Origin of the sequence: Agriterribacter humi, assembly GCF_009192765.1 — a bacterium.
GTDB classification, from domain to species: domain Bacteria; phylum Bacteroidota; class Bacteroidia; order Chitinophagales; family Chitinophagaceae; genus Agriterribacter; species Agriterribacter humi.
This window is the reverse complement of record NZ_VOHQ01000001.1, coordinates 454,119-479,474: the sequence shown is the minus strand read 5'-3', so window position 1 is coordinate 479,474 and position 25,356 is coordinate 454,119. Positions and strand designations below refer to the sequence as shown.

The window sequence follows — 25,356 nt, the reverse complement described above, 5'->3', positions numbered from 1 at the left end:
GGGGTATTGGGGCAGACATATTGTAGCGGCTAGCTGTAACGATTTTTTACATTTTAAAAAAGGAAAATGATTAGAAAAATTGCGATACTAATAATAACAACGTCCGGCTTCTTTTGCATGGCTGCAAAAGCACAGAAAGATGAACCCGGAAAACTGAAAAGAAAATTGGTGTGGAGCGATGAGTTCAATTATACAGGCCTGCCCGACAGCACCAAATGGGGTTATGATACCGGGGGACATGGCTGGGGCAATAATGAAAAGCAGTATTACACTCAAAAAAAACTGGAGAATGCTTCAGTAAAAAATGGTGTATTGAATATTACAGCTATTAAAGAAAACATTGGTGAAGTTTCCTATACATCTGCGAGGCTGTTAAGTAAAAACAAGGGCGACTGGAAATACGGAAGGTTTGAGATAAGGGCTAAAATGCCAGAGGGGCGTGGTTTGTGGCCTGCCATCTGGATGTTGCCCACCGAATGGAAATACGGCGACTGGCCGGTAAGTGGCGAAATAGATATAATGGAACATGTGGGTTATTTACCCGATTCGATTTTTGGTACCGTGCATACAGGAGCCTACAATCATAGTATCGGTACACAAAAAGGGGCAAAAGTATTTCGTTCTGATTTATCGGATGCTTTTCACGTGTATACCCTGGATTGGAATGAAAATGAGATTAAAATTTTTATAGATAAGGAGCTGTACTTTACTTACACAAATGAAAAGAAAACATTCCGGGAATGGCCTTTTGATCAGCGTTTTCATTTGTTGCTGAATGTTGCTGTTGGTGGCGATTGGGGAGGGAAAATGGGAATTGATGATACCGTTTTTCCCCAGACAATGGATATAGATTATGTGAGAGTATACCAGTAAGCAGTTCAAGAAAAACTGTTGTAAGCCAGATTGACCGCAGTGGTGGTGCGTTAACACAAAATGAGGGATAATAGAGTTATTGTGCTTGAATATGACTAAAGAAGCCATTCCGGGTATCTCCGGAATGGCTTCTTTGATTTCCCGGATTTTAAACCAATACGAACCCGGTGCCGAAATAACTGTTTTTTAATAGTAAAGGAGAAAGCAGGAAGGAATGATAATCGTCGGCAATATGGATGATAAACGATAAACAGCTTGCATCTTCATTCTTCAAAATTGATCGCCGTATTGTAGTAATTGCGCATGCAAAGTGTATTTGTATCATAACATGTAAGCATGGAATACAGGCAAAGAATTATTATTACAGATGAAAATGCTATTTTTAGCGTTCGGGAAAATAAGCATCTTGCTATACTTTGTATATTTACTTCAAATCCAGGCAATATGAATCATGCAATCATAAAAGATTTATCTACTGCTTCTTCACCTGTTTCAGATTTTGTACAATGGCCATCTACTCCTGCAGGATGGGAACAATACAAACTCACGCAGGCGCAAATTGATTTTTTTAATGAATATGGCTATATCAGCGGCATTAAATTGCTTGATAGCGAACAGGTTGAACAACTGAATAAGGAATTGGCTGAAATAACAGATCCTGCTCACCCGGGCAACAGGCTTTTTCACGAGTTTCATTCTAATGAATCGGCCGATCCGGACACGGTATTGTTCCATGCACTCGGACATTGGCGGATTACGCCTGGTTTTCATGATGTGCTCTGGAATCCTGCCTTTGTAATGGCTGCCAGCCAGTTGTTTGGTAATGCGGCGGTGCGGTTCTGGCACGACCAGCTTTTTTGCAAGCCCGCTCATCACGGAGGTGTAGTGGCATGGCACCAGGATTATTCTTACTGGACACGTACCGGCCCGATTCAGCATCTTACCTGCTGGGTGGCATTGGACGATGCTACTACCGAAAACGGGTGTTTATATTATATACCCGGAAGCCATAAATGGGGATTGCTGAAGAAACCTGAACTGGCGGGAGAAATGGATGGGTTAAAGCAATTTTTAACGGAAGAGCAAAAAGCTGCTTTCAAACCTGTGCCCATTGAATTAAAAGCCGGGTATGCCACATTTCATCACCCGCTTATGGTGCATGGATCGCATGAAAATCGTTCTAACCGTTCACGAAGAGCTTTTGTGCTCAATGTATTTAAGGAAGGCACCATTTCCAATACAGATGAAGAACTGCTGCAGGGTGTGCCCGTTATAACCAAAGGACAAAAAATGGAAGGACAATTCTTTCCACTCCTGTTTGATCCCGCTGAAGTAAAATGATATCGCTTATCAAAAGCCATAGCTGCTGAATGTATGTTAAAAGAAGAGATAATGCAACTGGCTAAAAATATTCATCAAACGGTAATCAATAACCGCAGGCATTTGCACGCACATCCCGAATTGTCTTTTAAAGAATACAATACTTCGGCATTTGTAAAAGCCCGGCTGGATGAAATGGGCATTTCCTGGAAAGCCATTGCCAACACGGGAGTGGTAGCTATTGTAAAAGGAGCATTGCCTTCTGATAAAGTTATAGCCTTACGTGCAGATATGGACGCTTTGCCTATTACGGAAGCCAACGAGGCAGAATATGCTTCTCAGCATGAAGGGATAATGCATGCCTGCGGTCACGATGCACACACTTCATCCCTTTTGGGCACAGCGCACATATTACAATCCGTTAAAAACAAATTCGGCGGAACAGTAAAACTCATTTTTCAACCAGCGGAAGAAAAACTTCCCGGAGGAGCCAGCCTCATGATTGAAGAGGGTGTATTAGAAAATCCCCGGCCTCATTGTGTAATTGGTCAGCATGTGATGCCATCCATTGAATGCGGTAAAATAGGAATAAGAAAAGGAAAGCTCATGGCGTCTATGGATGAACTGCTGGTTACGGTAAAAGGAAAAGGCGGTCATGGCGCCCAGCCTCAGCAGAATGTTGATCCTGTTTTGATCGCCTCGCATATTGTTATTGCATTGCAGCAAATTGTAAGCCGGATGGCCAATCCAAATAATCCAACCGTTTTATCTTTTGGAAAACTAATGGCTGATGGTGCAGTTAATGTAATTCCGGATACGGTGTATATGGAAGGCACATTCCGCACATTAAATGAAAGCTGGCGCAATGAAGCGCATATTCAAATAAAAAAAATGGCAACAGGTATTGCAGAGAGTATGGGGGGCAGTTGCGATTTTATTATTAACCGCGGCTACCCGTTTTTGATCAACGAAGAAAAGCTTACCGGGCAGGTGGATGTTTTTGCGGAAGAATACCTGGGTAAAGAAAATATTATTGATCCTGGTACCTGGATGGCTTCGGAAGATTTCGCCTATTATTCACAGTTAGCGGATAGCTGCTTTTATTTTCTGGGAGTTGGCAATGCGCAAAAGCAAATCCATTCCGCTCTTCATACCCCCACATTTGATATTGATGAAAATGCATTGGCGCTCAGTACCGGGCTTATGGCCTACATAGCCATTCGCCAGTTGGAAAACAAATAGAAGCGGCCCTATGGCAATACCGGTGATATGCCATTTCTGGGAAAAAGAAACGGCAGAGATTGCCCCCCATTTCTTTTCTTTTATTTTTTCGGGTAATTATCCTCCTTAATTTTCTGTTTTTGGAGTTCCGGCTATAATCCGCCGGTGATAATTGATTTGCCCGATATGATAATTTAGATGGGAGAGCAGGTATATAAGAAAGTAACTGGTATTTGTTTTTTCATCCAGAACCGGCAGTATATAATCTTTTTGTAAATCGTTTTTAGAAAGCTGTTCCAGGGTATCTGTAACAACAGAACGGGTAGTATCTATATCTTCCAGCAGCTTGCTCCGGGGTATATTCTTCACCCGGAACTCCGCATCCCTGTTCCGCACATAGCCCGAGTCGCCCAGTACCGCCCCAATAAAATGCTGGAGGTTGCCGGTAAGATGCAGGCAGAGATTTCCCCCACTATTGTTAATGCCTTCTTTTACTTGCCATAGTTGTTCATCTTTGGGGTAAAGGCTGATTTCTTCTTTCAGTTTGTCAAGGTCTTTTTGAAAAAGAGGAATGAGATGTTTGGTGATCATACTTAAACTTTAAATGTATTGTGGTATACGAACGATGTTGTTAAACAAAAATTTTATTAAGATGCCTTTTCATCAAATCCTATACCATGTCTTTGTTCGCTGCGATGTTTAATTAAAACTTTTTCCGGGCCAAAAGGTAATGCAAATTTAGATTTTCTCTAAAAAAAATCTTTTACCTCCAAATAGCAATTGTCTGATTAAGAGTACTTTAATCGTGATTTAATAAGCAAAAAAACCGGAATAATCCTTGCCTGTTGCGGTTATATGTAGTAACTTTGCCGTCCCAATTTAAAACCGTTGGGTTTATATCATGTCAGAAGAAAATCAAATTATTAACCTGCCTGCCGGACAAGAAGGCACAAACGCTGATGTACAGGAGGTTGCCCATGAGCCTGCAGCGACAACAAATGAACCTGTAGCAGCAGTAGCCGAAGAGCCGGCCACTGCGCATGACGATTTTGACTGGAGCATTGACAAACGGAATGTTTCTTCTTATACCAAAGAAGAAAAAGAAAAGTATGATACCGTTTACGAAGGCACTTTCAAGGCTATTACGGATAATGAAATGGTGGAAGGCATTGTGGTAGGCGTTACAAAAACCGATGTTGTAATAAATATTGGTTTTAAAAGTGACGGATTAATCTCTTTAAACGAATTCCGCGATTTACAGGGATTAAAAGTAGGTGATGTAGTTGAGGTAATGGTAGTGGAAAAGGAAGACAGGGAAGGTCACCTGCACCTGAGCCGCAAGCAGGCCCGTATTACACGTGCATGGGAACGCATTGTGGAAATACATAAAACAGGTGAAGTGGTAACTGGTATCGTTACCAGCAAAACCAAAGGTGGTTTGATTGTAGATGTGTTTGGTATGGAAACCTTCCTGCCCGGTTCACAGATAGATGTGAAACCCGTTACAGACTACGATCAGTTTGTTGGTAAAACCATGGAATTTAAAGTGGTTAAGATCAATGAAACCATTAAAAACGCTGTTGTATCTCATAAAGCACTTATTGAAAGCGATATTGAAGCACAACGTGCAGAAATTATCAGCAAGCTGGAAAAAGGCCAGGTGCTGGAAGGAACCATTAAAAACATTACAGACTTTGGTGCATTCCTTGACCTTGGCGGACTGGATGGGTTACTGTATATCACCGACATCAGTTGGGGACGTATCAGCCATCCAAGCGAAGTACTGAAAATGGATCAGAAGCTGAATGTGGTTGTTCTTGATTTTGATGATGACAAAAAGCGCATCAGCTTAGGATTGAAACAACTTACACCACATCCATGGGATACATTGCCTGAAGCAGTAGGAGAAGGCAAGGTAGTGAAAGGTAAAGTGGTGAATATTGAAGATTATGGTGCTTTCCTTGAAATATTACCGGGAGTGGAAGGACTGGTGCATGTAAGTGAAATTACATGGGCCAATACGCCTATCAACGCTAAGGAATTCTTTAAGTTAGGCGATGAGCACGAAGCTAAAATTGTAACGCTTGACAAAGATTCAAGGAAGATGAGTTTGTCTATTAAACAGCTTACTCCCGATCCATGGAATGAAATTGAGAACAAGTATCCGGTTGACAGCCGTCATAAAGGGCTGGTAAAGAACATCACTCCCTATGGTGTATTTGTTGAACTGGAGCCAGGCATTGGCGGCATGATCCATATCAGCGATCTGAGCTGGCTCAAACGTTTCAATCACCCAAGCGAGTATACCAAAGTAGGATCTGATATAGATGTAGTAATTCTCGGTATTGATAAAGACAATCGTAAACTGCAGTTAGGACATAAGCAATTAGAAGAAGATCCCTGGAATGCTTTACAGGATACTTTTGCAGTAGGCTCTGTTCATGAAGGCGCTGTAACGCGTAAGGATGAAAAAGGCGCTATTGTTCAATTGCCTTACGGATTGGAAGGTTTTGCACCCAACCGTCATCTGTTGAAAGAAGATGGAAAAACAGTTGGCGCCGATGAAACCAGCCAGTTTGTAGTGATTGAATTCGACAGGAACGAGAAACGCATCGTACTGAGCCATACCCGCATTTGGGAGCAGGCAAAGGCCGATGAAAAAGAAGCAGAGAACAAAGAAAGGAAAGTAGAAGCTGCAAAAACCAAAAAGGCCGTAAAAGATATACAGGGTAAAGTTGAAAAAACTACCTTAGGCGATTTGGGTGTTCTTGCGGAACTGAAGAAAAAGATGGAACAGGGTGGCGAAGCTCCCGCTTCCGGCGAAAAACCGGCAGCAGAGTAACAGCAGTACGTTCCTGTTTCATGAAAATATAATCCGTCATGTTTAAAAGCATGACGGATTTTTTTATGGGGCAGGCAAAAGAAAAGCCATCGCAACCTGTGGTGTGACCCTCCCTTCTTTGGATATTGTATACTAAACTAAACACGGAATTCAAAAAGCTTAAAAATGTTGGTTTAAAATTTTATTTAGTTAGGATTCCTAACTAAATTTGAGGCGGCAATATTGCCATGAATAATTTAATACAGAACAAAATGAGCAAAACCATTTTTTATCACGCAGGATGTCCTGTTTGTATAAGCGCAGAACACGACATTATTAACCTTATCGGCAAAGACAATGTGGAAGTGGTTCATATAGGAGAAAACAGGAGCAGGATTGAAGAAGCGGAAAAATTGGGTGTAAAATCTGTTCCCGCCCTGGTAACTCCAAACGGCAATGTACTCCACATTAATTTTGGCGCTTTGATAGCTGACGTTAAAGGGTAAAAATTACCCTGAATGGTTAGGATTCGTTATCACGATCCTGGCCATTCTGATTTTTTTAAAATGTAAATAAATCATTCAATCCTGGTTGAGCGGCGTTGCTTATTTACCGGCAACCACTCAAAACCAATAATTCACAAAAATGAAAATAATGGTCCGGGATATTGATGATGGAAAAGGATATTATATTTATGAAACGGAAAATGGTAACGGATGAAAAAATCAGATTTTGACCTGGATCACCAGAACCAGAGCACGGAAAGCAGGATAGTGGCTTCTTTGGAGAAAATATCGCAGGCTTTCCGCGTTTTGCTATGGCAGGAAAGCAGGGATTTTGCATTAAGTCCGATACAGGTGCAGGTATTGATTTTTTTGCTGTATCACAGCGAAGAAAAAAGAAAAGTGAGCTACCTGGCAGCCGAGTTTAATATGACCAAAGCTACCATCAGCGACACGATAAAAGCGCTTGATCAAAAAGGGCTGATAAGGAAAGCGTATGAACCGAACGACACCAGGAGCTACATTATGCACCTCACGGAAAAAGGCAGGGAAATAGCAAAAAAAACTTCACTTTTCACCCGGGAAATACATGCTCCTGTTGACCAATTGCATGCTGATGATAAGGAGACCCTGCTGTTGAGCCTGCTTAATATCATCCGGCATTTAAACAAAGCAGGCGTTATTACCATTCAGCGAATGTGCTTGACCTGCGCTTATTATCAGCCGTCCGAAAATGGGCAAAAGCATTTTTGTAAATTACTAAATCAAAATTTGCAGGTTACAGACCTCCGGATAGACTGCCCCGAATACGAAATGAAAGCAGATTGAAACGGACTGCTTCATCTGCTCTAAAACAAAAACCATTTCGTAATTATCGTGTGCAGGTTCCTTTTTCTTCTATTGTGTTCCTATGTGCCTACTGTGCCTATGTGTTTTTCTTTTAACAAACCGGTTCCCGTCTCCCAACAAAATTTGCACTAATCATTTTGTCCAGGTATTGTTCGAGTCATCTACATCCGGAAATACATGGTCAGGATCAATCACTACTTTGCTCAATGCTTCTTTGGTGTACACTTTCAATATCCATGTATTATTGTTTTGCCAGATTTCAACAGGTAATGTTTTCCTTGCGGTTTTGCCGCTTGCAGTAGTATATTCCACAATTACCGGCATTGCCATCTGATCTGCATTCTCTATGCTGATCAATGCGCCTTGTGCCGGATCGTCATTTACATATTCCACATTTTTAAGCACCTGGTCTAATGCATAATTATCCAGGATCATACCTCTCCAAAACCAGGCTAAATCTTCCCCGGCACTATTTTCCATGCTGCGGAAAAAGTCCCAGGGTGTGGGATGTTTATATGCCCAGTCCCTGATGTATTTTTTAAAGGCATAATCAAACCTGTCCTGTCCCAGAATATGATCACGTAATAACCCCAATGCATAACCGGGTTTAAAATAAAGCAGGTTACCAATATTTCTTTCCTTCATTGCATCCGGTGTATTGTATATGGCTTCAGACTGCGGACCAAACATATACCCGATCTGGTGAGCATCTCTTCTTTGAGCTTTGTATTCTCCTTTATTGAAATCGCCGGAAGAAATGCCGTTAATAAAAGTATTGAAACCTTCATCCATCCAGCCATACCTTCTTTCGTTGCTGCCAACAATCATTGGAAACCATGTATGCCCGAACTCATGATCGGTTACCCCCCACAATCCTGAACCAGTAGCTTTTGCCCCGCAAAATACAATGCCTGGATATTCCATTCCCCCTACATTGCTTGCCACATTTACGGCTGAGTAATAAGGATAGGCGAACCAGCGCTTCGAATAATTTTCTATAGAAGCTTTGGTATATTCTGTAGACCTGCCCCATGCGCCTTTTCCATCCGATTCAACCGGGTATACCGACATAGCCAGCCCTTTTTTTCCATCGGGAAGATTGATCTTAGCCGCATCCCAAATAAATGACCGGGATGCAGCCCACGCAAAATCGCGTGAGTTACTGATCTTAAAATTCCAGGTAAGTGTTGATTTTCCCGGAGGCGCTTTTGCTTTGGTTATTTCATCTTTTCCACGAATGATTATCGTTTTATCACTTTCTTTAGCCTGGTTATAACGTTGCAGTTGTTGCGCCGTTAATACTTCTTTAGGATTCTGCAATTCTCCGGAGCCAACTACAATCATACCGGAAGGGGCGGTAATGTTTACATCAAAGTCACCATATTCTAAGTAAAACTCACTGGCTCCCAGGTAAGGATCGGTGTTCCATCCCCTTATGTCGTCAAACACGCACATGCGGGGATACCATTGGGCTACAGAAAAGATATCTCCATTGATGGTATTTAAAATACCTGTTCTGTCGGCGCCATATTGCGGTATAGTGTAGCTATAGGCTATTTTAAGTTTCAACTCGCCGCCTTTTGATGCAAGGGGCTTATCAAGCCTCACCTGCATACGCGTATCCGTTATTATATAACTGGCATTGGTCTGTGTTTGTCCATTAACCAGTTTAACGGACTGAAGCCGGTATCCGCCTTTAAATTCGCTGCTGGCATCTCCATACCGGCTACGCCCCGTTGCTGGTATTTTGGCATGCCCCCTTGATGTATCGTTAAATAAATTCTGATCGAGTTGCAGCCATAGGTAAGGAAGCTGGTGAGGGCTGTTGTTTTTGTATTCGAGGGTAACCGTTGCCGTTACTTCATTTTTACTGTCGTTTAATGCCGCGTCAATCTGGTAGCTGGCCTTATTTTGCCAGTAGGCAGAGCCCGGCTCACCATTTGCTGCGCGGTATTCATTGCCGTTATAGGTGTAAAAGAGCGGGGAAAACAGTGCATGATAATCAAAACCTGAACCTGTTGCCGGCGCTACCTGCGCCATCATTTCCATAGAGGTGAATGCTGTAATCAAAATCAGTAAACTTTTCTTCATCATCTGGTTATCGTTTTTGTGCAGGTGGCATCGCCGGCATCATGGCATATCCTTAACGCTGCTTATTTAAGATTGTATGGCTGAAAATAGGTAAAACGGGCAATGTAAATTTGCTTATTTTATAAATGGTTTGTTATTGCAGGGAAGCCAATAAAGTTCTGCCCTCTGCTTTCAGCGATTCATCATCGCCGGTACGAGGCGGCATTTTTACCATTTTATTGAGTATTTCTATTGCTTTACCGGTGCTGTGATTTTTTATATAAGTATTGGCCAGGTCAAAGTAATTGACCAGCATCCACGGATTGGCGGCACGGGCTTTTTCAAAATTCAGGATGGCAGTTTCAAGTGAAGCTTTGGGCATTCCTCCAAATAATACCTTAACAGCAGCTTTTTCAGCTACATTAAGGTTATAAATCTCGGTATTCCATTTCCCTGTTATATATAAAGCTCCCGCATGTGCGGGGTTGAAAAGCAAAGCAGAATCAGCATAGTATTTCATATCTCTCAGATATGCTGCCTTTTCTTTGCCTTTGGTCACGGTAGCCATTTTCATAGCTGCATATGCCATTGCGTAATTGGCGTCTGCGTAGTTCTGTTTTTGTTTTAACGCCGCTTCAGCATAAGATTTCGCGGTGGTAAAATATTCAGTTTTCTGATTGTCGTCTTTAAGCCTGCTGCCAATTCTTCCTGTAAGTTCTGCTGCCCTGCATAAAGCTTTAACATTAGAGGGTTGAATCTTCAATACAGAGATATATGTATCTAATGCTTCTGTTTCTTTTAAATTTTTTTCGAGCTTTGCGGCTTCCTCCAAAACGGGCTCCATATCCTGCGTATACACCATACAGGCAAACAACAATGCTATTACAGATAAAATACCATATTTCATAATTGAATACTGGTTTTGGATGATGAGTGATCGTAATATCAACCGGAATACCGTTTACTATAGGTAACGCTGGTTTCACCCTGAAAATTAAGCATGGGCGGGTTAATTTTGCTTACAGAAACGTTAATTTCACACACTGCAGGAAATTGCTTTTTAACCTGTTGCGCAAGATCCATTGCTACGGTTTCCAGCAGAGGTTCGGGGATGGCCATTCTGTCTTTTACCAATTGGTATAATACGGCGTAATTAATAGTATCCTGCAACCGGGTGATCATTTCCACGGATTCATTAAAATATGCATCTAAGTTTACTTCAAAATCATTGCCGGTAGATCTTTCTTCTTTATACAAACCATGAAAAGCATGAAATTTTAAGTGATGGAGGGATATCTTTAGCATATAGGTATGAGGTATCTGGTTGAGGTTTCAGCTATCGGCAGTCAGCTATCAGTTGAATATTACTAATGATGGGCCTGGTACTCCTTCCCTCACTATTCGCTATTCACTATTCACCACTCACTTCTCTCAATGCAACCCTTTTTCGCCCAGCCATCTTTCGGCATCTAATGCGGCCATACAGCCGGTGCCCGCTGCCGTTACTGCCTGGCGGTATACTTTATCCTGCACATCGCCGGCAGCGAATACGCCTTCAACGTTGGTTTTGGTAGTTCCGGGTATTGTTTTAAGATAACCCGCTTCATCCATTTCGAGCCAGCCCTTAAAAATAGTGGAATTGGGCTCATGACCTATAGCCACAAAAAATCCGCTAACGGGAATAGTTTGCGATTCGCCGGTTTTTATATTTTTTATGCGTACAGCCTCTGTTTTATTTTCTCCGAGTATTTCTTCTGTTTCTGTATTCCAGTAAATCTTTATATTAGGTGTTTTAAAAACCCTTTCCTGCATCACTTTTGAAGCCCGCATTTCATCACGGCGCACAAACATGTGTACAGCAGAGCAGAGTTTGGAGAGGTACAGGGCCTCCTCAGCAGCGGTATCGCCGGCCCCCACAATCGCCACTTCTTTTCCGCGAAAGAAAAATCCGTCACATACCGCGCAGGCGCTTACACCAAAACCATTCAGGCGTTCCTCGCTCTCCAGTCCAAGCCATTTGGCAGAAGCACCAGTTGCAATGATCACTGCATCGGCTTCTATTAATTTTTCATCATCTATCCATACTTTGTAGGGTTGTTCTGAGAAATCAACCTTAGTTGCCAGCCCAAAACGAACATCGGCGCCCATACGGGTAGCCTGCTTTTCAAAATCAACCATCATTTCCGGCCCCTGCACACCATCGGCATAGCCTGGGTAGTTTTCAACTTCTGTAGTAATGGTCAGTTGTCCGCCGGGTTGAATGCCCTGGTATAAAACAGGTTTCAGGTTTGCACGGGCTGCATAAATAGCCGCCGTATATCCTGCTGGTCCCGAGCCAATAATTAAACAATGTACTTTTTCCGTTGCTTTATTATCCATAATACGTTCTTTTAATCGTCTTGCCACGTGTTATAACTAAACCACATGTCTATTTTTTATCAAATAAAATCCTGCAAAATTAACTGTAATTATGCAATCGGTAAAAAGGCATATCGCAAGCATTGAATATCATGTGAATAACTCAGCATGCTATCAGGGGGGTCTCATTAAATGCAGGATTGATATTTTAGAATTATATACAAATAAAAAATCCCGGCATCTGAATTTTTCAAATACCGGGAATATTTTCAGGCTTTTCTTTTTTAAGAATTTATCCCAAATATGCTTTCAGTGAGCTGCTGTAACGTGCCTTTTGGAGGCGTTTGATCGCTCTTTCCTTGATCTGGCGGATACGTTCTTTGGTAAGGTCGTATTTTTGTCCAATCTGTTCAATTGTAACGCCGTTTTCGCCATCCAGTCCAAAATAAGCATTCACAATTTCAGCTTCACGCGGGCTGAGTGACTTCAATACCCTGCGAATTTCATTGCGCAAAGAATCCTTCATTACATCATCATCTGTTTCTGAGCCACCTTCCAGCAGGTCGCCCATTGCCACATCTTCCGCTTCATGCACGGGTGCATCTAAAGAAGTATGGCGGGTATTGCTTTGAAAAATGTTGTTGATCTCTGTTTCGCTCATTTCCAGCAGTTCGGCCAATTCTTCGGTGCTCGGTTCGCGCTCATGTTCCTGTTCAAATGCCATATAGGCTTTATTGGCCTTATTATAGGTGCCAATTTTATTTTGAGGTAAACGTACCAAACGACCCTGTTCGGCCAAAGCTTGTAAAATAGACTGGCGGATCCACCAAACTGCATAAGAAATGAATTTAAAACCCTTGGTTTCATCAAATCGCTGTGCAGCCTTAATTAAGCCCAGATTTCCCTCGTTGATCAGGTCACTCAATGATAGCCCCTGGTGCTGGTATTGTTTTGCAACGGAAACAACGAACCTGAGGTTAGCCTGCACCAATTTATCCAAAGCCCTCTGATCACCCATTTTAATGCGCTGTGCCAGCACAGTTTCTTCTTCTGGTGTGATCATAGAAATTTTAGATATTTCCTGCAGATATTTTTCAACCGCCTGGGAATCACGGTTGGTAATTTGTGTTGCAATTTTTAATTGTCTCATATCCTTTTAATTAGTATAAAATGATTTTTTAATATAAGCGGTCCTGAAAAAACGAATTAGCTAAAAAAGCTGCATGCGTCTGGATAGAGACAGGTTTGTGGGCTTATGAGTTGCAATCTGAGTGCAAACGATATGTTATTTTTCCCGAAACTGTGCCTGAGACGATTGGCAAAGGTAATACACAGAATTTTCATCTCATAATGTTTGGGAGAAAAAGACCCAAAAATGACAAAATAAAATGTGTAATTAACATTTGCCACTGAATGCAAACGATTGCGTTGTTGCAGCTGTGCTGTACTGTCTTGGTTAATTTTGTTGGATAGGCTTGTATATTTTTAATTTTTCCTTTAATTATATTCGCAATATGACTATAGATTTTCGTTCAGATACGGTTACCCGGCCAACCCCAGCCATGCTGGAAGCCATGATGAAGGCTGATGTTGGGGATGATGTTTTTGGTGAAGATTCCACTGTAAACAGTTTGGAAGCTTTTGCGGCGGATATGTTCGGGATGGAAGCCGGTATTTTTTGTGCAAGTGGTACTATGACAAATCAAATTGCCATAAAATGCCATACACAACCCGCTGAAGAAGTAATCTGTGAAAAACAGTCGCATGTTTACCAGTATGAAGGTGGTGGTATAGCTTTTAATTCGGGCTGCCAGGTTAATCTCATTGAAGGCAACCGGGGACGTATAACCGCAGAAGAGATCTGCGCTGCCATCAATCCCAACGATGTACACAAACCACCCAGCAGGCTGGTGAGTCTTGAAAATACTTCAAACCGCGGCGGGGGAAGCTGCTATGATATACATGAGATAGAAAAAATAAAGGAATTGTGCGATCAGAAGAATTTACAACTGCATTTAGACGGGGCCAGGTTGTTTAATGCAATGGTAGCCCGTAATGAGGCTCCTGCTGTTTACGGAAAATTATTTGACAGTATATCCATTTGCCTGAGCAAAAGTTTGGGCGCACCTGTTGGCAGCATATTATTAGGTAAAAAAGAATTTATTCATAAAGCGCGGCGTATAAGAAAGCTTTTGGGCGGAGGCATGCGCCAGGCAGGTTACCTGGCGGCTGCCGGCCTATATGCATTGCAGCACCACGTTAGCAGGTTGAGCGAAGATCACCGCCATGCACAACAAATAGCAAAAACATTACAGGAGCAGCATTTTGTAAAAAGTATAATGCCTGCAGAAACCAATATCATCATATTTGAAGTAAGCCCTCCCTATACTGCCATGCAGGTTACAGAAAAATTAAAAGAAAAAGGAGTGCTCGTATATGCTATTTCGCTTACACGTATACGTATGGTGCTGCATCTCGGTGTTACGCCGGCTATGGTAGATGCAAGCTGTGCTATTGTGGCCGGTTTGCAGTTAGATGAGAAAGAAAGAGGTACCTGATCTGAAATTTGATATTTAAGATATAGGATGTCCTTCGGCCGGGAAGTTTATGGTTTTTAGTTTTTTGTTTATCGTTGTATTCGATTTCGGATTTGGAATTTGTTTGTTTTTTTTGCGATTTGGTTTTTGATGCTTTTCTCCCGGGTAATTGCAGGACTTCCTATCTTTGGGCAAATCAACCACATATGTCATTCCCTCATGTAAATCCGCTTCAAACTGCTGCCTGGAAAGCCCTTGATGAACATTATGCTGCTATGCACAGTAAAAAAATAAAGGAGCTTTTTAAAGATAACCCGGCGCGGTTTGAGCAATATTCAATTTCTTTTGAAGATATTTTATTCGACTATTCCAAGAACATTGTTGATGCAAAAACACTTTCATTGCTTTTTAACCTGGCTGGGGAATGCCATTTGAAGGATGCTATAGCGGCAATGTTTAACGGGGAAAGGATCAATCAGTCGGAAGATCGCGCCGTATTGCACACCGCTTTACGTAATTTTTCGGGGAAGCCGGTTATTACGGATGGAAAGGATGTGATGCCCGGTGTACAGCGTGTATTGGCGCAGATGAAAACATTTGCAAACCGTATACATAGTGGTGAATGGAAGGGTTATACGGGTAAAAAAATAAAGTATATCGTTAATATTGGTATCGGTGGCAGCGACCTTGGGCCGGTGATGGTAACGGAAGCGTTGAAGCCTTATTGGGTAGAAGGGATACAAACCTGGTACGTGTCGAATGTTGACGGCACTCATATTGTTGAAACTTTAAAAAAAGTAACACCGGAGGAAACCCTTTTTCTTATCGCTTCTAAAACTTTTACTACGCAGGAAACCATGACCAACGCCCACACGGCAAGGAACTGGTTTTTGCAAACGGCCAAAGATGAGAAGCAGGTAGCCAAACATTTTGTAGCCCTTTCTACCAATGAAAAAGAAGTAGTGGCTTTTGGTATTGACAAAGCCAATATGTTTGAATTTTGGGATTGGGTAGGCGGCCGCTACAGCCTTTGGAGCGCTATCGGGCTTTCTATTGTACTTACTATAGGCTATGATAATTTTGAACAATTGCTGAAAGGCGGATATGCTGCCGATCTTCATTTTCAAAGCACGACTTTTGAAAAAAATATACCTGTTGTTATGGCGCTTGTTGGAATGTGGTACACCAATTTTTTTGGTACGCAAACTGAAGCCATACTTTCTTATGATCAGTATATGCACCGCTTTGCCGCTTATTTTCAGCAGGGCAACATGGAGAGCAATGGCAAATATGTTGACCGTAATGGTAAAAGAACTACGTATGCCACGGGACCTGTTATATGGGGTGAACCGGGAACCAACGGGCAGCATGCGTTTTACCAGTTAATTCACCAGGGTACAGTTCTTATCCCCTGCGATTTTATTGCTCCGGCCATCAGCCATAATCCTGTCGGTGATCATCACCCGAAATTATTATCCAATTTTTTTGCGCAAACAGAAGCGTTAATGAATGGTAAAACAAAAGAAGAGGTGGAAAGTGAGTTGGGCAAATTAACCGAAGCGCAAAAGGAAAAACTTGTACCATTTAAAATTTTCGAAGGCAACAGACCCACCAATTCATTTTTAATTAAAAAAATTACACCATACAGTTTGGGACAGTTGATTGCATTGTATGAACACAAAATTTTTGTACAGGGTGTAATATGGAATATTTTCAGCTTTGACCAGTGGGGTGTAGAATTGGGAAAACAATTGGCCAATAAAATTTTACCGGAGTTACAGGACAATGAAAAAATAACTGCACATGATGCTTCAACCAACGGGTTGATTAACCGGTATAAGGAAATGAGAAAATTGTAATGGAATATTTGTATAGCAAGAAAAGACCCCGGGCATGTATCCGGGGTCTTTCAATATGTTAGGCAATTAAAGCAATGAACCGGTTACCACTTATCTACTTCTTCATCCGCACCGTTATTTTGAACGGGGGCTTCATTAACAACAGGCGTTTCGGCTACTACCGCTGTAACTACTTCTTCATTTACTGCTTCAACTTCTGATTCTTCATTTTCACCAACAGGCGTGTCATGATTGAATGCATCAAAATCAAAATCGGGCATCAATTCGGTTTTTACATGATCAACAGCTTCATTAAGCGCCTTAATGAATTTGTTGAAATCTTCCTTGTACAGAAAGATCTTGTGCCTGTCATACCCATTGTCATTAAAACGCTTGCGGCTTTCAGTGATCGTTAAATAATAATCCTGATTGCGTGTGCTTCTAACATCAAAGAAATATGTTCTGCGTTTTCCTGCGCGGATGCGCTTGCTGTACACACTCTCCATCCTTTTGTCATTGTTGTCGTACGCCACAGTAATAATTTTTTAAAGGTTTAACTTGTCCTGTTTTTAAGAGTGACAAAGATAAAATTGTTTTTGAATTGACAAAATTTTAACCTAAACTCTTATAATGCTGATTTGCAGGCATTTTTATTCTTCTTTTAATTCCTGCTCCTGTTGCTGGCGGTACATTTCGGTATAATAGCCGTTCAGCATCATCAATTCATCGTGCGTTCCTTTCTCCACTATTTTTCCGTCATCCATCACTATTATACTATCAAATGCAAAAAGACTGAAAATGCGGTGCGTAATGATTATAGCTGTTTTTTCTTTTAAAAATTCATATAAATTACCAATAATCTCATTTTCAGTTCTGGCGTCCACTGCACTCAGGCAATCGTCAAATACCACGATCTCAGGGTCTTTGATCATAGCCCGGGCAATAGAGATCCTTTGCTTTTGGCCACCACTAAGTGTAACGCCACGTTCACCCACCAATGTTTTAAAGCCTTCCGGGAACCGGCTGATCTCTTTTTCCACGCTCGCCTGGCGGGCAGCTTTGTGGATCATATCTTCTGACGCTTCATCCAGCCCAAAACGAATATTTCCGGCTATGCTGTCGCTAAACAAAAACATATCCTGGGGCACATAGCTGATCTGAGCTCTCATTTGACGCATATCCATTTGCCGGATATCGGTTCCATCCATCAATATTCTGCCGCGGGTTGGATCATACATCCGCAACAGCAATTGTGCGATAGTAGATTTACCGCTGCCTGTTTTTCCGATAACTGCTATTTTACTGCCTTTTGGAATATCCAATGAAAAATCCTTCAGCGCCCTGATACCGGTGTGCGGATACGTGAAATCTACATGCTCAAACCGGATATGTCCCTGCAATTGAACTGAAACCGCCGCTGCAGCATTCTGGATGTCGGGAACCGTATCTAAAAATTCATTTAGCCTTTTTTGAGAAGCGGACGCTCTTTGTATCATACTGGCAACCCAGCCTATGGAGCTTACCGGGAAAGTGAGCATATTAATATACACTACAAATTCGGCGATGGTTCCGATGCTGATATCATCGGGGTTTTGTATATGGTATAAGCCGCCAATCATAATGGTAAGCAGGGTGCTTAGCCCGATCAGCAAACTTATAGAAGGAAAGTAAATGGCTTCGATCTTTGCGAGATTAACCGCACTTTTTTTATAGGCTTCACTATTCTTTTCAAAAAAATGTTCCATTGTGGTTTCCTGTACAAATGACTTGATCACCCGTATGCCCGAATACGATTCCTGCGCATTGGTAGTAAGGGTGCTGAGCTGCGCCTGGATATTCTCGCTTCTTTTATGAATAATGGTGTTAACAATATAAATGGTTATGGCAAGAATGGGAAGCGGCGCAAGCACATAAATGGTGAGCTCCCAGTTTTTCTGGAACATATAAAAAAGGCTGAGTCCAATAAGGGCTACGAGGTTAATAAAATACATCATGGCAGGACCGGTATACATTCTAACGCGGCTTACATCTTCGGCCATGCGGCTCATTAAGTCGCCGGTGCTGTGTGTTTTATAAAAAGCAGTATCCAATTGCTGGTAGTGCAGGTATACCTCGTTTTTCTGATCAAATTCGATCAGACGGCTCATTACGATGATTGTTTGCCGCATAAAGAACATAAAAACACCCCGTAATAAAGCCAGCACCAGTAAAGTGACGCCACACACCATAACCAGCCAGGTAAAATCGTGGGCTTGTATTCTTTCTTCAGCCTGGTTTATAAAAGCTTTAACAAGAGGGTCATATTCTTTTGAAAAAGCTTTTGTATACACCTGCTGCTCATCATTGATCTGGCTTATTTTTATCTGTACCTTATCCATTACATAACCCGTAACCTGTGGTGCCAGTATGCCAAAATAGTTGGAAACGATTACGAAGATGATGCCAAGCAAAAAACGCCACCTGTACTTTCTGAAATATTTGTTAACGGCTTTTAAATGCTTCAATACAGTTTAATTTGTGCAAATGTAGTAAAACAAGGTCAGGACAGCATGGAAGCGTACATTACATTTTCTATGTGTTTTTATGTTGGTATATTTGAAAGGAATACTGCTATTGTATCACAGCTTATATTCCGGAAGCCTGTTATTGCGTTTTTACCGCTAAGACCGCAACGAAAGTGGAATATTTTTTGTCTGTGTGAAAAACAGTTTTAAAGCTATGAGATTTCTCCTTATATCATGCATGCTTCTTTTCTTTTTTACGCATCCGGGGCTTGCCCAGCAACCGCCGGGGCGTCCTAAAATAGGCTTAACATTAAGTGGTGGCGGGGCAAAAGGACTTGCACATATCGGTATATTAAAAGCAATTGATTCAGCAGGGCTCAACATTGATTATATTACCGGCACAAGCATGGGTGGTGTTATTGGCAGTTTATATGCTGTTGGTTATTCTGCCGATTCCATTGAAAAAATAGCAAGAAACATTGATTGGGAACTCTTATTAAGCAACCAGTCATCCCTTCGGAGTGTGTTTATGGAGGAAAAGGATGAATATTCAAAATATGTGGTAGAACTACCCTGGGTAAACCATCGGTTTACCTTGCCCACCGGTATATTGGAAGGACAGGAATTATGGCTGAAATTTTCAGAATTGTTTTTCCCGGTAAGTCATATCAAAGATTTTTCACAGTTCAGCATTCCTTTTAAATGCATCGCTACCGATGTAGGAACAGGTGAGGCCGTGGTTATGGAAAATGGGGAAATTGTTTCATCCATAAGGTCCAGTATGGCTATACCGTCTTTTTTTACGGCAGTTAAGATGAACGACAGATTCCTGGTAGATGGTGGAATAGTGCGGAACTTTCCTGTTCAGGATGTAAAAAGAATGGGCGCCGATATTGTTGTAGGCAGCAATGTATCTACGGGACTGCTGGCATCTAATAAAGTGCGCAATGTGATACAGGTGCTTTTGCAGGTGGCTTTTTTCAGGGAGGCGGAAGACCACCGTACGGAAGTTCCGCTTTGTGATATTTATGTAACCTACCCGCTGGAAAAATACAATATGGGCAGCTTCGGACAATCCGAAGATATCCTGGAAGCCGGCATTAAAAAAGGAAGGGAATTGTATCCGCGGTTGAAGGAGCTTGCCGATTCCTTAAATGCATTATATGGTACTACCCCGCCTAAAATGAACCGGTTGCCTGAAATGAAAAAGGTTAAAATATCATCCTTTGAATTAAGCGGCCTGAAAAATACCACTATTGAATTTTTTATTAACACCCTTAGCTTGTTTATGGATGAGTGGTACACAGCAAAGGACATATCGGAAATGATACGGCATGCATTTGGTACAAGATATTATAACCGTATATTATATTCATTGCATGAACAACCCGATGGCAGCTATAAAATTGTTTTTGACATTGTGGAGAACCCGCTGACTTTTGCAAAGCTGGGTTTGCACTATGATAAGTTCAGCGGCATCAGCGCTATTGTTAATTTTACCAGTCGTAATTTTATTACTACCAATTCCAGGAGTCTCGTTACACTCAATATCGGCGATAACATTCGGGCAAGGGCGGAACACCTGCAGTATATAGGGAGACATAAAAACTTTTCTTTCTCGCTGGGCGCTCAATACGACAGGTTTGATATCAATACCTACAATTTATTTCAGGCCAATAACGCATACAAGGAAACGGGGTTGTATAAAAGGCAATATTCGGTGTTTAATGCTAAAACAACCTTTTCATCGAACCGGAAATTGTCAACCGGGCTGGGCTTTCGTATGGAGTTTATTAATTATTCACCTGTTATTTCTGCACCGCTTGAATTGAATGGCAACAGTAGTTTTCCTACCGCCTATACTTTTTTAAAATATGACATACTGGATAAACCGGTTTTTCCCACAAGAGGAGTAAAAATAGACGCTGAAATAGGAAGAGTGCTGAAACAACATGAGCATGTTTCTATTCTTAAAGATGGCTTACCTGGTTCCCCCGATCAATACGCCGTTGCTACTCATCCCTATTGGCGGACTTCGTTAAGCATAGAATCCTATTATCATATTACGCACAGAACTACGATGCTGGCTTCCATGCAATCCGGAATTAATTTTAACTATACCAATAATGTAATGAATGAGTTTTCTATAGGGGGGCTTATTCCCCTCTATCAAAACCAGATTACGTTTGCAGGATTGCCTGAAGCCATAACCTATGCGCCTACGGTAGCTGCCTTTATGGGCGGTGCGCGATATGAATTTTTGTCGAACACCTATGCTACTGCCCGGGCCAATGTACTGTTTACCAATTTTATTAGCAGCAGTGTATTTTTCGATAACCCCAGTTTCTTTTCGGGATATGCCCTTACTTTCGGTTACAACTTTGCTTTAGGTCCGCTGGAAATCAGCGCCATGTACAGCGATCAGTTGCGAAAAGTAAGTTCCTATGTGAGCTTAGGCATCAGCTTCTGACCAGTTGTGGCGGGCTTTAATAAAATCACTCACCAGTTCACTGATGAATTTGCCTGCCAGCGGGTTGGTTTGCCCGTTAACCAGTTGTTCGGCCCCTTCGCAAATATGGAGGTAAGCCACTTTGGCGTAGCTGCCGGACAAAGAGATGTATTGCCTGGCCTGCAGGCTGGTAAAGCCCGAAGGCCCGGCAGCGCTGCTCAGCATTTGTGCAATGCTGTCTATGTCCAGTTCTATGCCCGTATAGCCGTCTTCAGTAAACGATATAGCCTGTACCACTGCCTGCCTGAAATTGAGCTTTTCCCTGATGAAAATATCTTCAAATGTGCTGTATTGAATGGTAATGTCATTATACAACTCGTCCAGCATACCCTGGTTGTTGTAATTTTCCTGCAGGCCAATAACAGCGTACCTGTTAAGAAACCCTTCCTGCTTCGCATACCGGAAGCCGTTACCGCTATGCCGCCCTTCCATGCTGCGGTAGTCGGCATGTGCGTCTGCATTAATTACATTTAAGTGGGCAGCAGCAAGTTTTCCCGCTTTAAGAAGTCCTTTAACAGTTCCCTTAATAAGCGGGTAGACGTTGTTGTGACCACCGCCTATTACAACCGGTGTTTTACCGGCTGCGGTAACCAGCTTGATCAGCGCTTCAACTTCTGTATCTATGATATTGGCAACGGCATGTCGGCAGGCATCCACCAGTTCTTCTTCGTTCTTTGCATTGGAAAGTATCATTGACTTAATATCGCTGAAATCAAAATGTCCCAATGCTATTGTTTCTTCTCCTGTAAAGTAATCGGTGCTCTGTATATTGCAAAACGCTTTCAGAAAGGGCAGCCATGCCGTATCTGCCCCGCCCGTACCGCAATTGGCCATTACGCCAATATCTTCCGGAATCCCTATTAAAACAAAAGCTGCTTTGGATTGAAGCAATGATTGAGAAAGATCTGCGTCATCTGCGGTTTGCAAACATTCGCCCAATTTGGTTTCAAAGCGGCGCAGGCGGGTAAGACTGAGTATATCCTGTCTTTTATAAAAACGGAAATGCGGATAACCCATAAGCCGGTTATTTATTTGATGTGTGAATGTGAAGTGCGATATAGCTGCCTGACCATGAGATTTACGTAGTGCAATGGCATCCGCTAAAAATCTTAAGATCAGAAATGCCATCAAAAGATACGTATTTCTGTTCAGGAAATAAATTCTCCGGCAATCATTACCCTGTTGATGCAATTGGTGCTGAATGCATAGGGCAGGTATGCAAGGGAGGAAATGGGCCGGGTGAATATAAGATTGGCTTTTTTGCCAGGCGTAATGCTTCCCAGTGTATCGCCCAACCCCATAGCATAAGCGCCATTTAATGTAGCGGCATTAATAGCTTCTTCGGGAAGCATTTTCATTTGTATACAGGCCAGTGATACCACAAAGTTCATATTGCCGCCCGGCGATGAACCGGGATTATAGTCGGTGGCCAAAGCTATAGCGCAGCCTGCATTTATCAGTTTACGGGCAGGCTGGTAAGACATGCGCAAAAAGAAAGCTGCAGTGGGCAGCAGCGTGCAGATACCCTTCCAGTTTCCGTTGCGTGAAGCATCGCCCACCAATGCAATATCCTGGTCAGTCATTGTTTCTAAATGATCCAAAGAAAGGGCATTGAGTTGAAGCCCGGTTTCAATGCCACCAATGCTGTTCAACTGGTTTACATGCAGCTTGGGTTTTAAACCATATTGCATGCCTGCCCTGCATATCTTTTCTGTCTCCTCCGGGGAAAAGAAATCCTTTTCACAAAATACATCAATATAATCTGCTAATTTTTCTGTTGCAATTACAGGGAGCATTTCATCAATGATCTGGTCTATATAGCCGGTGTGGTTATTTTTATAGGGGAGGGGATAGGTGTGAGCACCCAAAAAGGTGGAACGGATATGAAGTGTAGATTTTTCTTTAAGCTTTTTAACCACCCGGAGCATCTTCAGTTCCCCTTCTACCGTTAACCCGTAACCGCTTTTTATTTCAATGGCGCCGGTGCCCAGCTTGCGTACTTCATCCAATCGTTGCCATGCCCGGGCAAACAACTCATCTTCGGAGGTTTCATTTAATTTTTGAGCCGAATTGAGGATGCCACCGCCATTTGCTGCGATCTCCGCATAACTCAGTCCCTTGATCTTATCCACAAACTCTTCCTCCCTGCTGGCAGCAAATACAAGATGCGTATGGCTGTCGCACCAGGCGGGCAGCACGAATTGCCCGGATACATTGAGGGTTTCCGCTGTATTAAGAGGCATATTGTTCATTGAACCAAAAGCGGCTATCTCATCATCTTCAACCAGCAGCCAGGCATTGTTGATGCAAGGCAGCTCAGCCAGGGCATTGCCATAAAGTATACCCGAAGTTTCGCGTGTGTTTACCAGGCATTTAATATGGGTGATGAGTGTAGAGGGCATTTCGCAGTTTAGATGCCAAAAATCGGAATATTATATGAAATGAGTTTTTTAATATCAGTATCCTGATGTGCATTGTGAGTTCTTCATTCATAATGAATGCTTTTACAGGGTTATTGTATCAATACTGCTACGGCCGGCAAAAGGAATTTCATCAGGTAATACTTCAGCATCAAATCCAAGATTTTTTAAAAAATCTATGAGCAAAGCGGATTGTATTGTTCCTGTTATGCATTTCACACGAAGAATCCGATCACAATCTTCAAGGTCGAAATTAACCTGGTAATTAAAGAAAGATTGTTGTATCTGTTCAATTAGCATATTGGCATCACAGCGGTCGCAAACATTGGTTTTGAACACTTCTATCATTAAGACAAACCTACTATCCCTGAGGCAACAAATGCGGGGGTTAATACGGCAATTTCGGGGGTTGATTACGACAAAAGAATGTTTTACATTTACCCTATGAAACGCGCGTATAAAGAGCTTTTCACACAAGGGAATGCCTAAGGGCGTCCCATCCGACAAAAAATAAAAAACAAAAAATATACGGATGAAACATGTATCCATTCTTGTTCCTTTAGGACACAGCAGCTTACCCAATATTGACGGTACCCACCAGATACTTTCCGAAGCGAATGGTTTTCTCACTGCAATGGGGAGATCTCCTATGTTTAATATCAAACTGGTAGGACTTTCTAAGGAAACAAGCCAGCGTAACGGGTTGTATACTGTGAGCCCTGATTGTTTAGTTGGTGAGGTGTCGAAAACAGACCTCATCATTGTTCCTGCTATGCATGGCGACCTGCCAAAAGCTATAGAACTCAATAAGGCATTTATTCCCTGGATACTGCAGCAATACAGCAGGGGAGCAGAACTCGCCAGTTTTTGCATTGGCTCTTTTTTCCTGGCATCTACAGGATTGTTAAAAGGAAAGCAATGCGCTACGCATTGGCAGTTGGCCAATCAATTCAGAAGTATGTTTCCTGATGTGAACCTGGTAGATGATAAGATCATGACAGAAGCCGATGGCATTTATACCAGTGGCGGCGCCTATTCGTTTTTAAACCTGCTGCTGTACCTTATTGAAAAATACGCAGGGAGAGATATCGCTATCCTTGTTTCCAAAGCATTTATGATTGATATAGACCGGTACAGCCAATCGCCATTTATTATATTCGAAGGACAGAAAGCGCATAAAGATGAGCCTGTGAAAAAAGCCCAGGAATTTATTGAGAAGAACTTCGAAGAAAAAATAACCGTTGACCAGTTGGCGTCTATGTTTGCGCTGGGCCGCAGAAGCCTGGAACGCAGGTTTAAAAAAGCTACCAGCAATACGGTTACGGAATATATACAAAGAGTGAAAATTGAAGCGGCAAAAAAAGACCTGGAAACCGGCCGTAAAAACATTAATGAAGTGATGTATGAAGTGGGCTATAACGATGTGAAAGCCTTCAGAACAACATTCAGAAAAGTTACCGGCTTATCGCCTGTTGAATATAAAAATAAATACAATAAAGAAGTATTGACTGCATAGTATATGTCTTCGACAGG

At 42.1% G+C, this 25,356-nt stretch carries 21 protein-coding genes; 10 read left to right on the top strand and 11 right to left on the bottom strand.

Annotated features, from left to right (window positions below; translation table 11 throughout):
* Positions 1-66: 66 nt before the first annotated feature.
* The 3 genes from FRX45_RS01865 (at position 67) to FRX45_RS01855 (ending at position 3,435) form a co-directional block, all read left to right on the top strand.
* On the top strand, positions 67-873 hold the full coding sequence (locus FRX45_RS01865; protein WP_152266689.1) for a glycoside hydrolase family 16 protein: 807 nt from the start codon (positions 67-69) through the stop codon (positions 871-873).
* Between the two features lie 336 nt (positions 874-1,209).
* Positions 1,210-2,214: a phytanoyl-CoA dioxygenase family protein gene (locus FRX45_RS01860; protein ID WP_226804848.1), complete on the top strand. Its 1,005-nt coding sequence runs from the start codon at positions 1,210-1,212 to the stop codon at positions 2,212-2,214.
* 51 nt (positions 2,215-2,265) lie between these two features.
* On the top strand, positions 2,266-3,435 hold the full coding sequence (locus tag FRX45_RS01855) for a M20 metallopeptidase family protein (RefSeq protein WP_226804846.1): 1,170 nt from the start codon (positions 2,266-2,268) through the stop codon (positions 3,433-3,435).
* Between the two features lie 105 nt (positions 3,436-3,540).
* Here the strand turns inward: FRX45_RS01855 and FRX45_RS01850 are convergent, their stop codons facing one another.
* Positions 3,541-4,005 carry a DUF1572 family protein gene (locus FRX45_RS01850; RefSeq protein ID WP_152266687.1) on the bottom strand — a complete coding sequence of 155 codons (465 nt, stop codon included), beginning with the start codon at positions 4,003-4,005 and terminating at the stop codon, positions 3,541-3,543.
* A 310-nt stretch (positions 4,006-4,315) separates the two neighbouring features.
* Between FRX45_RS01850 and rpsA the strand changes: the two genes are divergently transcribed.
* The 3 genes from rpsA (at position 4,316) to FRX45_RS01835 (ending at position 7,566) form a co-directional block, all read left to right on the top strand.
* A complete protein-coding gene (gene rpsA / locus FRX45_RS01845; protein WP_152266686.1) occupies positions 4,316-6,256 on the top strand; it encodes a 30S ribosomal protein S1 in 1,941 nt (646 codons plus the stop codon).
* 251 nt (positions 6,257-6,507) lie between these two features.
* The gene (locus FRX45_RS01840; RefSeq protein ID WP_152266685.1) at positions 6,508-6,741 is read left to right on the top strand and encodes a thioredoxin domain-containing protein; all 234 of its coding nucleotides are present in this window, start codon (positions 6,508-6,510) and stop codon (positions 6,739-6,741) included.
* 210 nt (positions 6,742-6,951) lie between these two features.
* Positions 6,952-7,566 carry a MarR family winged helix-turn-helix transcriptional regulator gene (locus FRX45_RS01835; RefSeq protein ID WP_152266684.1) on the top strand — a complete coding sequence of 205 codons (615 nt, stop codon included), beginning with the start codon at positions 6,952-6,954 and terminating at the stop codon, positions 7,564-7,566.
* Between the two features lie 153 nt (positions 7,567-7,719).
* Here FRX45_RS01835 and FRX45_RS01830 read toward each other — a convergent pair whose 3' ends face one another.
* The 5 genes from FRX45_RS01830 to FRX45_RS01810 all read right to left on the bottom strand — a co-directional run bounded on the left by FRX45_RS01830 (position 7,720) and on the right by FRX45_RS01810 (position 13,165).
* Entirely contained in the window at positions 7,720-9,681 is a 1,962-nt protein-coding gene (locus FRX45_RS01830; protein ID WP_152266683.1) for a M1 family metallopeptidase, read from the bottom strand.
* Between the two features lie 130 nt (positions 9,682-9,811).
* On the bottom strand, positions 9,812-10,564 hold the full coding sequence (locus tag FRX45_RS01825) for a hypothetical protein (protein ID WP_152266682.1): 753 nt from the start codon (positions 10,562-10,564) through the stop codon (positions 9,812-9,814).
* 38 nt (positions 10,565-10,602) lie between these two features.
* A complete protein-coding gene (gene folB, locus FRX45_RS01820) occupies positions 10,603-10,962 on the bottom strand; it encodes a dihydroneopterin aldolase (protein ID WP_152266681.1) in 360 nt (119 codons plus the stop codon).
* A 126-nt stretch (positions 10,963-11,088) separates the two neighbouring features.
* A complete protein-coding gene (gene trxB / locus FRX45_RS01815) occupies positions 11,089-12,036 on the bottom strand; it encodes a thioredoxin-disulfide reductase (RefSeq protein WP_152266680.1) in 948 nt (315 codons plus the stop codon).
* 271 nt (positions 12,037-12,307) lie between these two features.
* The gene (locus FRX45_RS01810) at positions 12,308-13,165 is read right to left on the bottom strand and encodes a sigma-70 family RNA polymerase sigma factor (protein ID WP_152266679.1); all 858 of its coding nucleotides are present in this window, start codon (positions 13,163-13,165) and stop codon (positions 12,308-12,310) included.
* Between the two features lie 364 nt (positions 13,166-13,529).
* Between FRX45_RS01810 and FRX45_RS01805 the strand changes: the two genes are divergently transcribed.
* Together FRX45_RS01805 and pgi are read left to right on the top strand one after the other, a co-directional pair.
* Positions 13,530-14,573 (top strand): threonine aldolase family protein, encoded by a 1,044-nt coding sequence (locus FRX45_RS01805; RefSeq protein ID WP_152266678.1) that lies wholly within the window; start codon positions 13,530-13,532, stop codon positions 14,571-14,573.
* A gap of 185 nt (positions 14,574-14,758) precedes the next feature.
* Positions 14,759-16,411 carry a glucose-6-phosphate isomerase gene (gene pgi / locus FRX45_RS01800; protein WP_152266677.1) on the top strand — a complete coding sequence of 551 codons (1,653 nt, stop codon included), beginning with the start codon at positions 14,759-14,761 and terminating at the stop codon, positions 16,409-16,411.
* 83 nt (positions 16,412-16,494) lie between these two features.
* Here the strand turns inward: pgi and FRX45_RS01795 are convergent, their stop codons facing one another.
* Together FRX45_RS01795 and FRX45_RS01790 are read right to left on the bottom strand one after the other, a co-directional pair.
* Entirely contained in the window at positions 16,495-16,923 is a 429-nt protein-coding gene (locus FRX45_RS01795) for a DUF3276 family protein (RefSeq protein WP_152266676.1), read from the bottom strand.
* A 117-nt stretch (positions 16,924-17,040) separates the two neighbouring features.
* Entirely contained in the window at positions 17,041-18,894 is a 1,854-nt protein-coding gene (locus FRX45_RS01790) for an ABC transporter ATP-binding protein (RefSeq protein ID WP_152266675.1), read from the bottom strand.
* Between the two features lie 214 nt (positions 18,895-19,108).
* On the opposite strand from FRX45_RS01790, the gene FRX45_RS01785 reads away from it, so the two are divergent.
* On the top strand, positions 19,109-21,364 hold the full coding sequence (locus tag FRX45_RS01785) for a patatin-like phospholipase family protein (RefSeq protein WP_152266674.1): 2,256 nt from the start codon (positions 19,109-19,111) through the stop codon (positions 21,362-21,364).
* On the opposite strand, the gene FRX45_RS01780 is transcribed toward FRX45_RS01785, so the two are convergent.
* From FRX45_RS01780 to FRX45_RS01770, 3 genes are all read right to left on the bottom strand, one after another.
* The gene (locus FRX45_RS01780) at positions 21,347-22,420 is read right to left on the bottom strand and encodes an arginase family protein (protein ID WP_152266673.1); all 1,074 of its coding nucleotides are present in this window, start codon (positions 22,418-22,420) and stop codon (positions 21,347-21,349) included. The genes FRX45_RS01785 and FRX45_RS01780 overlap by 18 nt on opposite strands.
* A gap of 131 nt (positions 22,421-22,551) precedes the next feature.
* Positions 22,552-23,805: an imidazolonepropionase gene (gene hutI / locus FRX45_RS01775; protein WP_152266672.1), complete on the bottom strand. Its 1,254-nt coding sequence runs from the start codon at positions 23,803-23,805 to the stop codon at positions 22,552-22,554.
* Between the two features lie 102 nt (positions 23,806-23,907).
* Entirely contained in the window at positions 23,908-24,162 is a 255-nt protein-coding gene (locus tag FRX45_RS01770; protein ID WP_226804844.1) for a hypothetical protein, read from the bottom strand.
* Between the two features lie 193 nt (positions 24,163-24,355).
* On the opposite strand from FRX45_RS01770, the gene FRX45_RS01765 reads away from it, so the two are divergent.
* Positions 24,356-25,339, top strand: coding sequence for a GlxA family transcriptional regulator (locus FRX45_RS01765; protein ID WP_152266670.1), 984 nt, complete (start codon positions 24,356-24,358; stop codon positions 25,337-25,339).
* Positions 25,340-25,356 lie beyond the last annotated feature (17 nt).

Bases quoted from the DNA above. Each gene is read 5' to 3' on its own strand.
- FRX45_RS01805 (WP_152266678.1), top strand. From the start codon at position 13,530: ATGACTATAGATTTTCGTTCAGATACGGTTACCCGGCCAACCCCAGCC.
- FRX45_RS01765 (WP_152266670.1), top strand. From the start codon at position 24,356: ATGAAACATGTATCCATTCTTGTTCCTTTAGGACACAGCAGCTTACCC.
- FRX45_RS01860 (WP_226804848.1), top strand. From the start codon at position 1,210: ATGGAATACAGGCAAAGAATTATTATTACAGATGAAAATGCTATTTTT.
- FRX45_RS01840 (WP_152266685.1), top strand. From the start codon at position 6,508: ATGAGCAAAACCATTTTTTATCACGCAGGATGTCCTGTTTGTATAAGC.
- rpsA (WP_152266686.1), top strand. From the start codon at position 4,316: ATGTCAGAAGAAAATCAAATTATTAACCTGCCTGCCGGACAAGAAGGC.
- hutI (WP_152266672.1), bottom strand. From the start codon at position 23,805: ATGCCCTCTACACTCATCACCCATATTAAATGCCTGGTAAACACACGC.
- folB (WP_152266681.1), bottom strand. From the start codon at position 10,962: ATGCTAAAGATATCCCTCCATCACTTAAAATTTCATGCTTTTCATGGT.
- pgi (WP_152266677.1), top strand. From the start codon at position 14,759: ATGTCATTCCCTCATGTAAATCCGCTTCAAACTGCTGCCTGGAAAGCC.
- FRX45_RS01785 (WP_152266674.1), top strand. From the start codon at position 19,109: ATGAGATTTCTCCTTATATCATGCATGCTTCTTTTCTTTTTTACGCAT.
- trxB (WP_152266680.1), bottom strand. From the start codon at position 12,036: ATGGATAATAAAGCAACGGAAAAAGTACATTGTTTAATTATTGGCTCG.
- FRX45_RS01830 (WP_152266683.1), bottom strand. From the start codon at position 9,681: ATGATGAAGAAAAGTTTACTGATTTTGATTACAGCATTCACCTCTATG.
- FRX45_RS01835 (WP_152266684.1), top strand. From the start codon at position 6,952: ATGAAAAAATCAGATTTTGACCTGGATCACCAGAACCAGAGCACGGAA.
- FRX45_RS01865 (WP_152266689.1), top strand. From the start codon at position 67: ATGATTAGAAAAATTGCGATACTAATAATAACAACGTCCGGCTTCTTT.
- FRX45_RS01825 (WP_152266682.1), bottom strand. From the start codon at position 10,564: ATGAAATATGGTATTTTATCTGTAATAGCATTGTTGTTTGCCTGTATG.
- FRX45_RS01855 (WP_226804846.1), top strand. From the start codon at position 2,266: ATGCAACTGGCTAAAAATATTCATCAAACGGTAATCAATAACCGCAGG.
- FRX45_RS01810 (WP_152266679.1), bottom strand. From the start codon at position 13,165: ATGAGACAATTAAAAATTGCAACACAAATTACCAACCGTGATTCCCAG.
- FRX45_RS01850 (WP_152266687.1), bottom strand. From the start codon at position 4,005: ATGATCACCAAACATCTCATTCCTCTTTTTCAAAAAGACCTTGACAAA.
- FRX45_RS01780 (WP_152266673.1), bottom strand. From the start codon at position 22,420: ATGGGTTATCCGCATTTCCGTTTTTATAAAAGACAGGATATACTCAGT.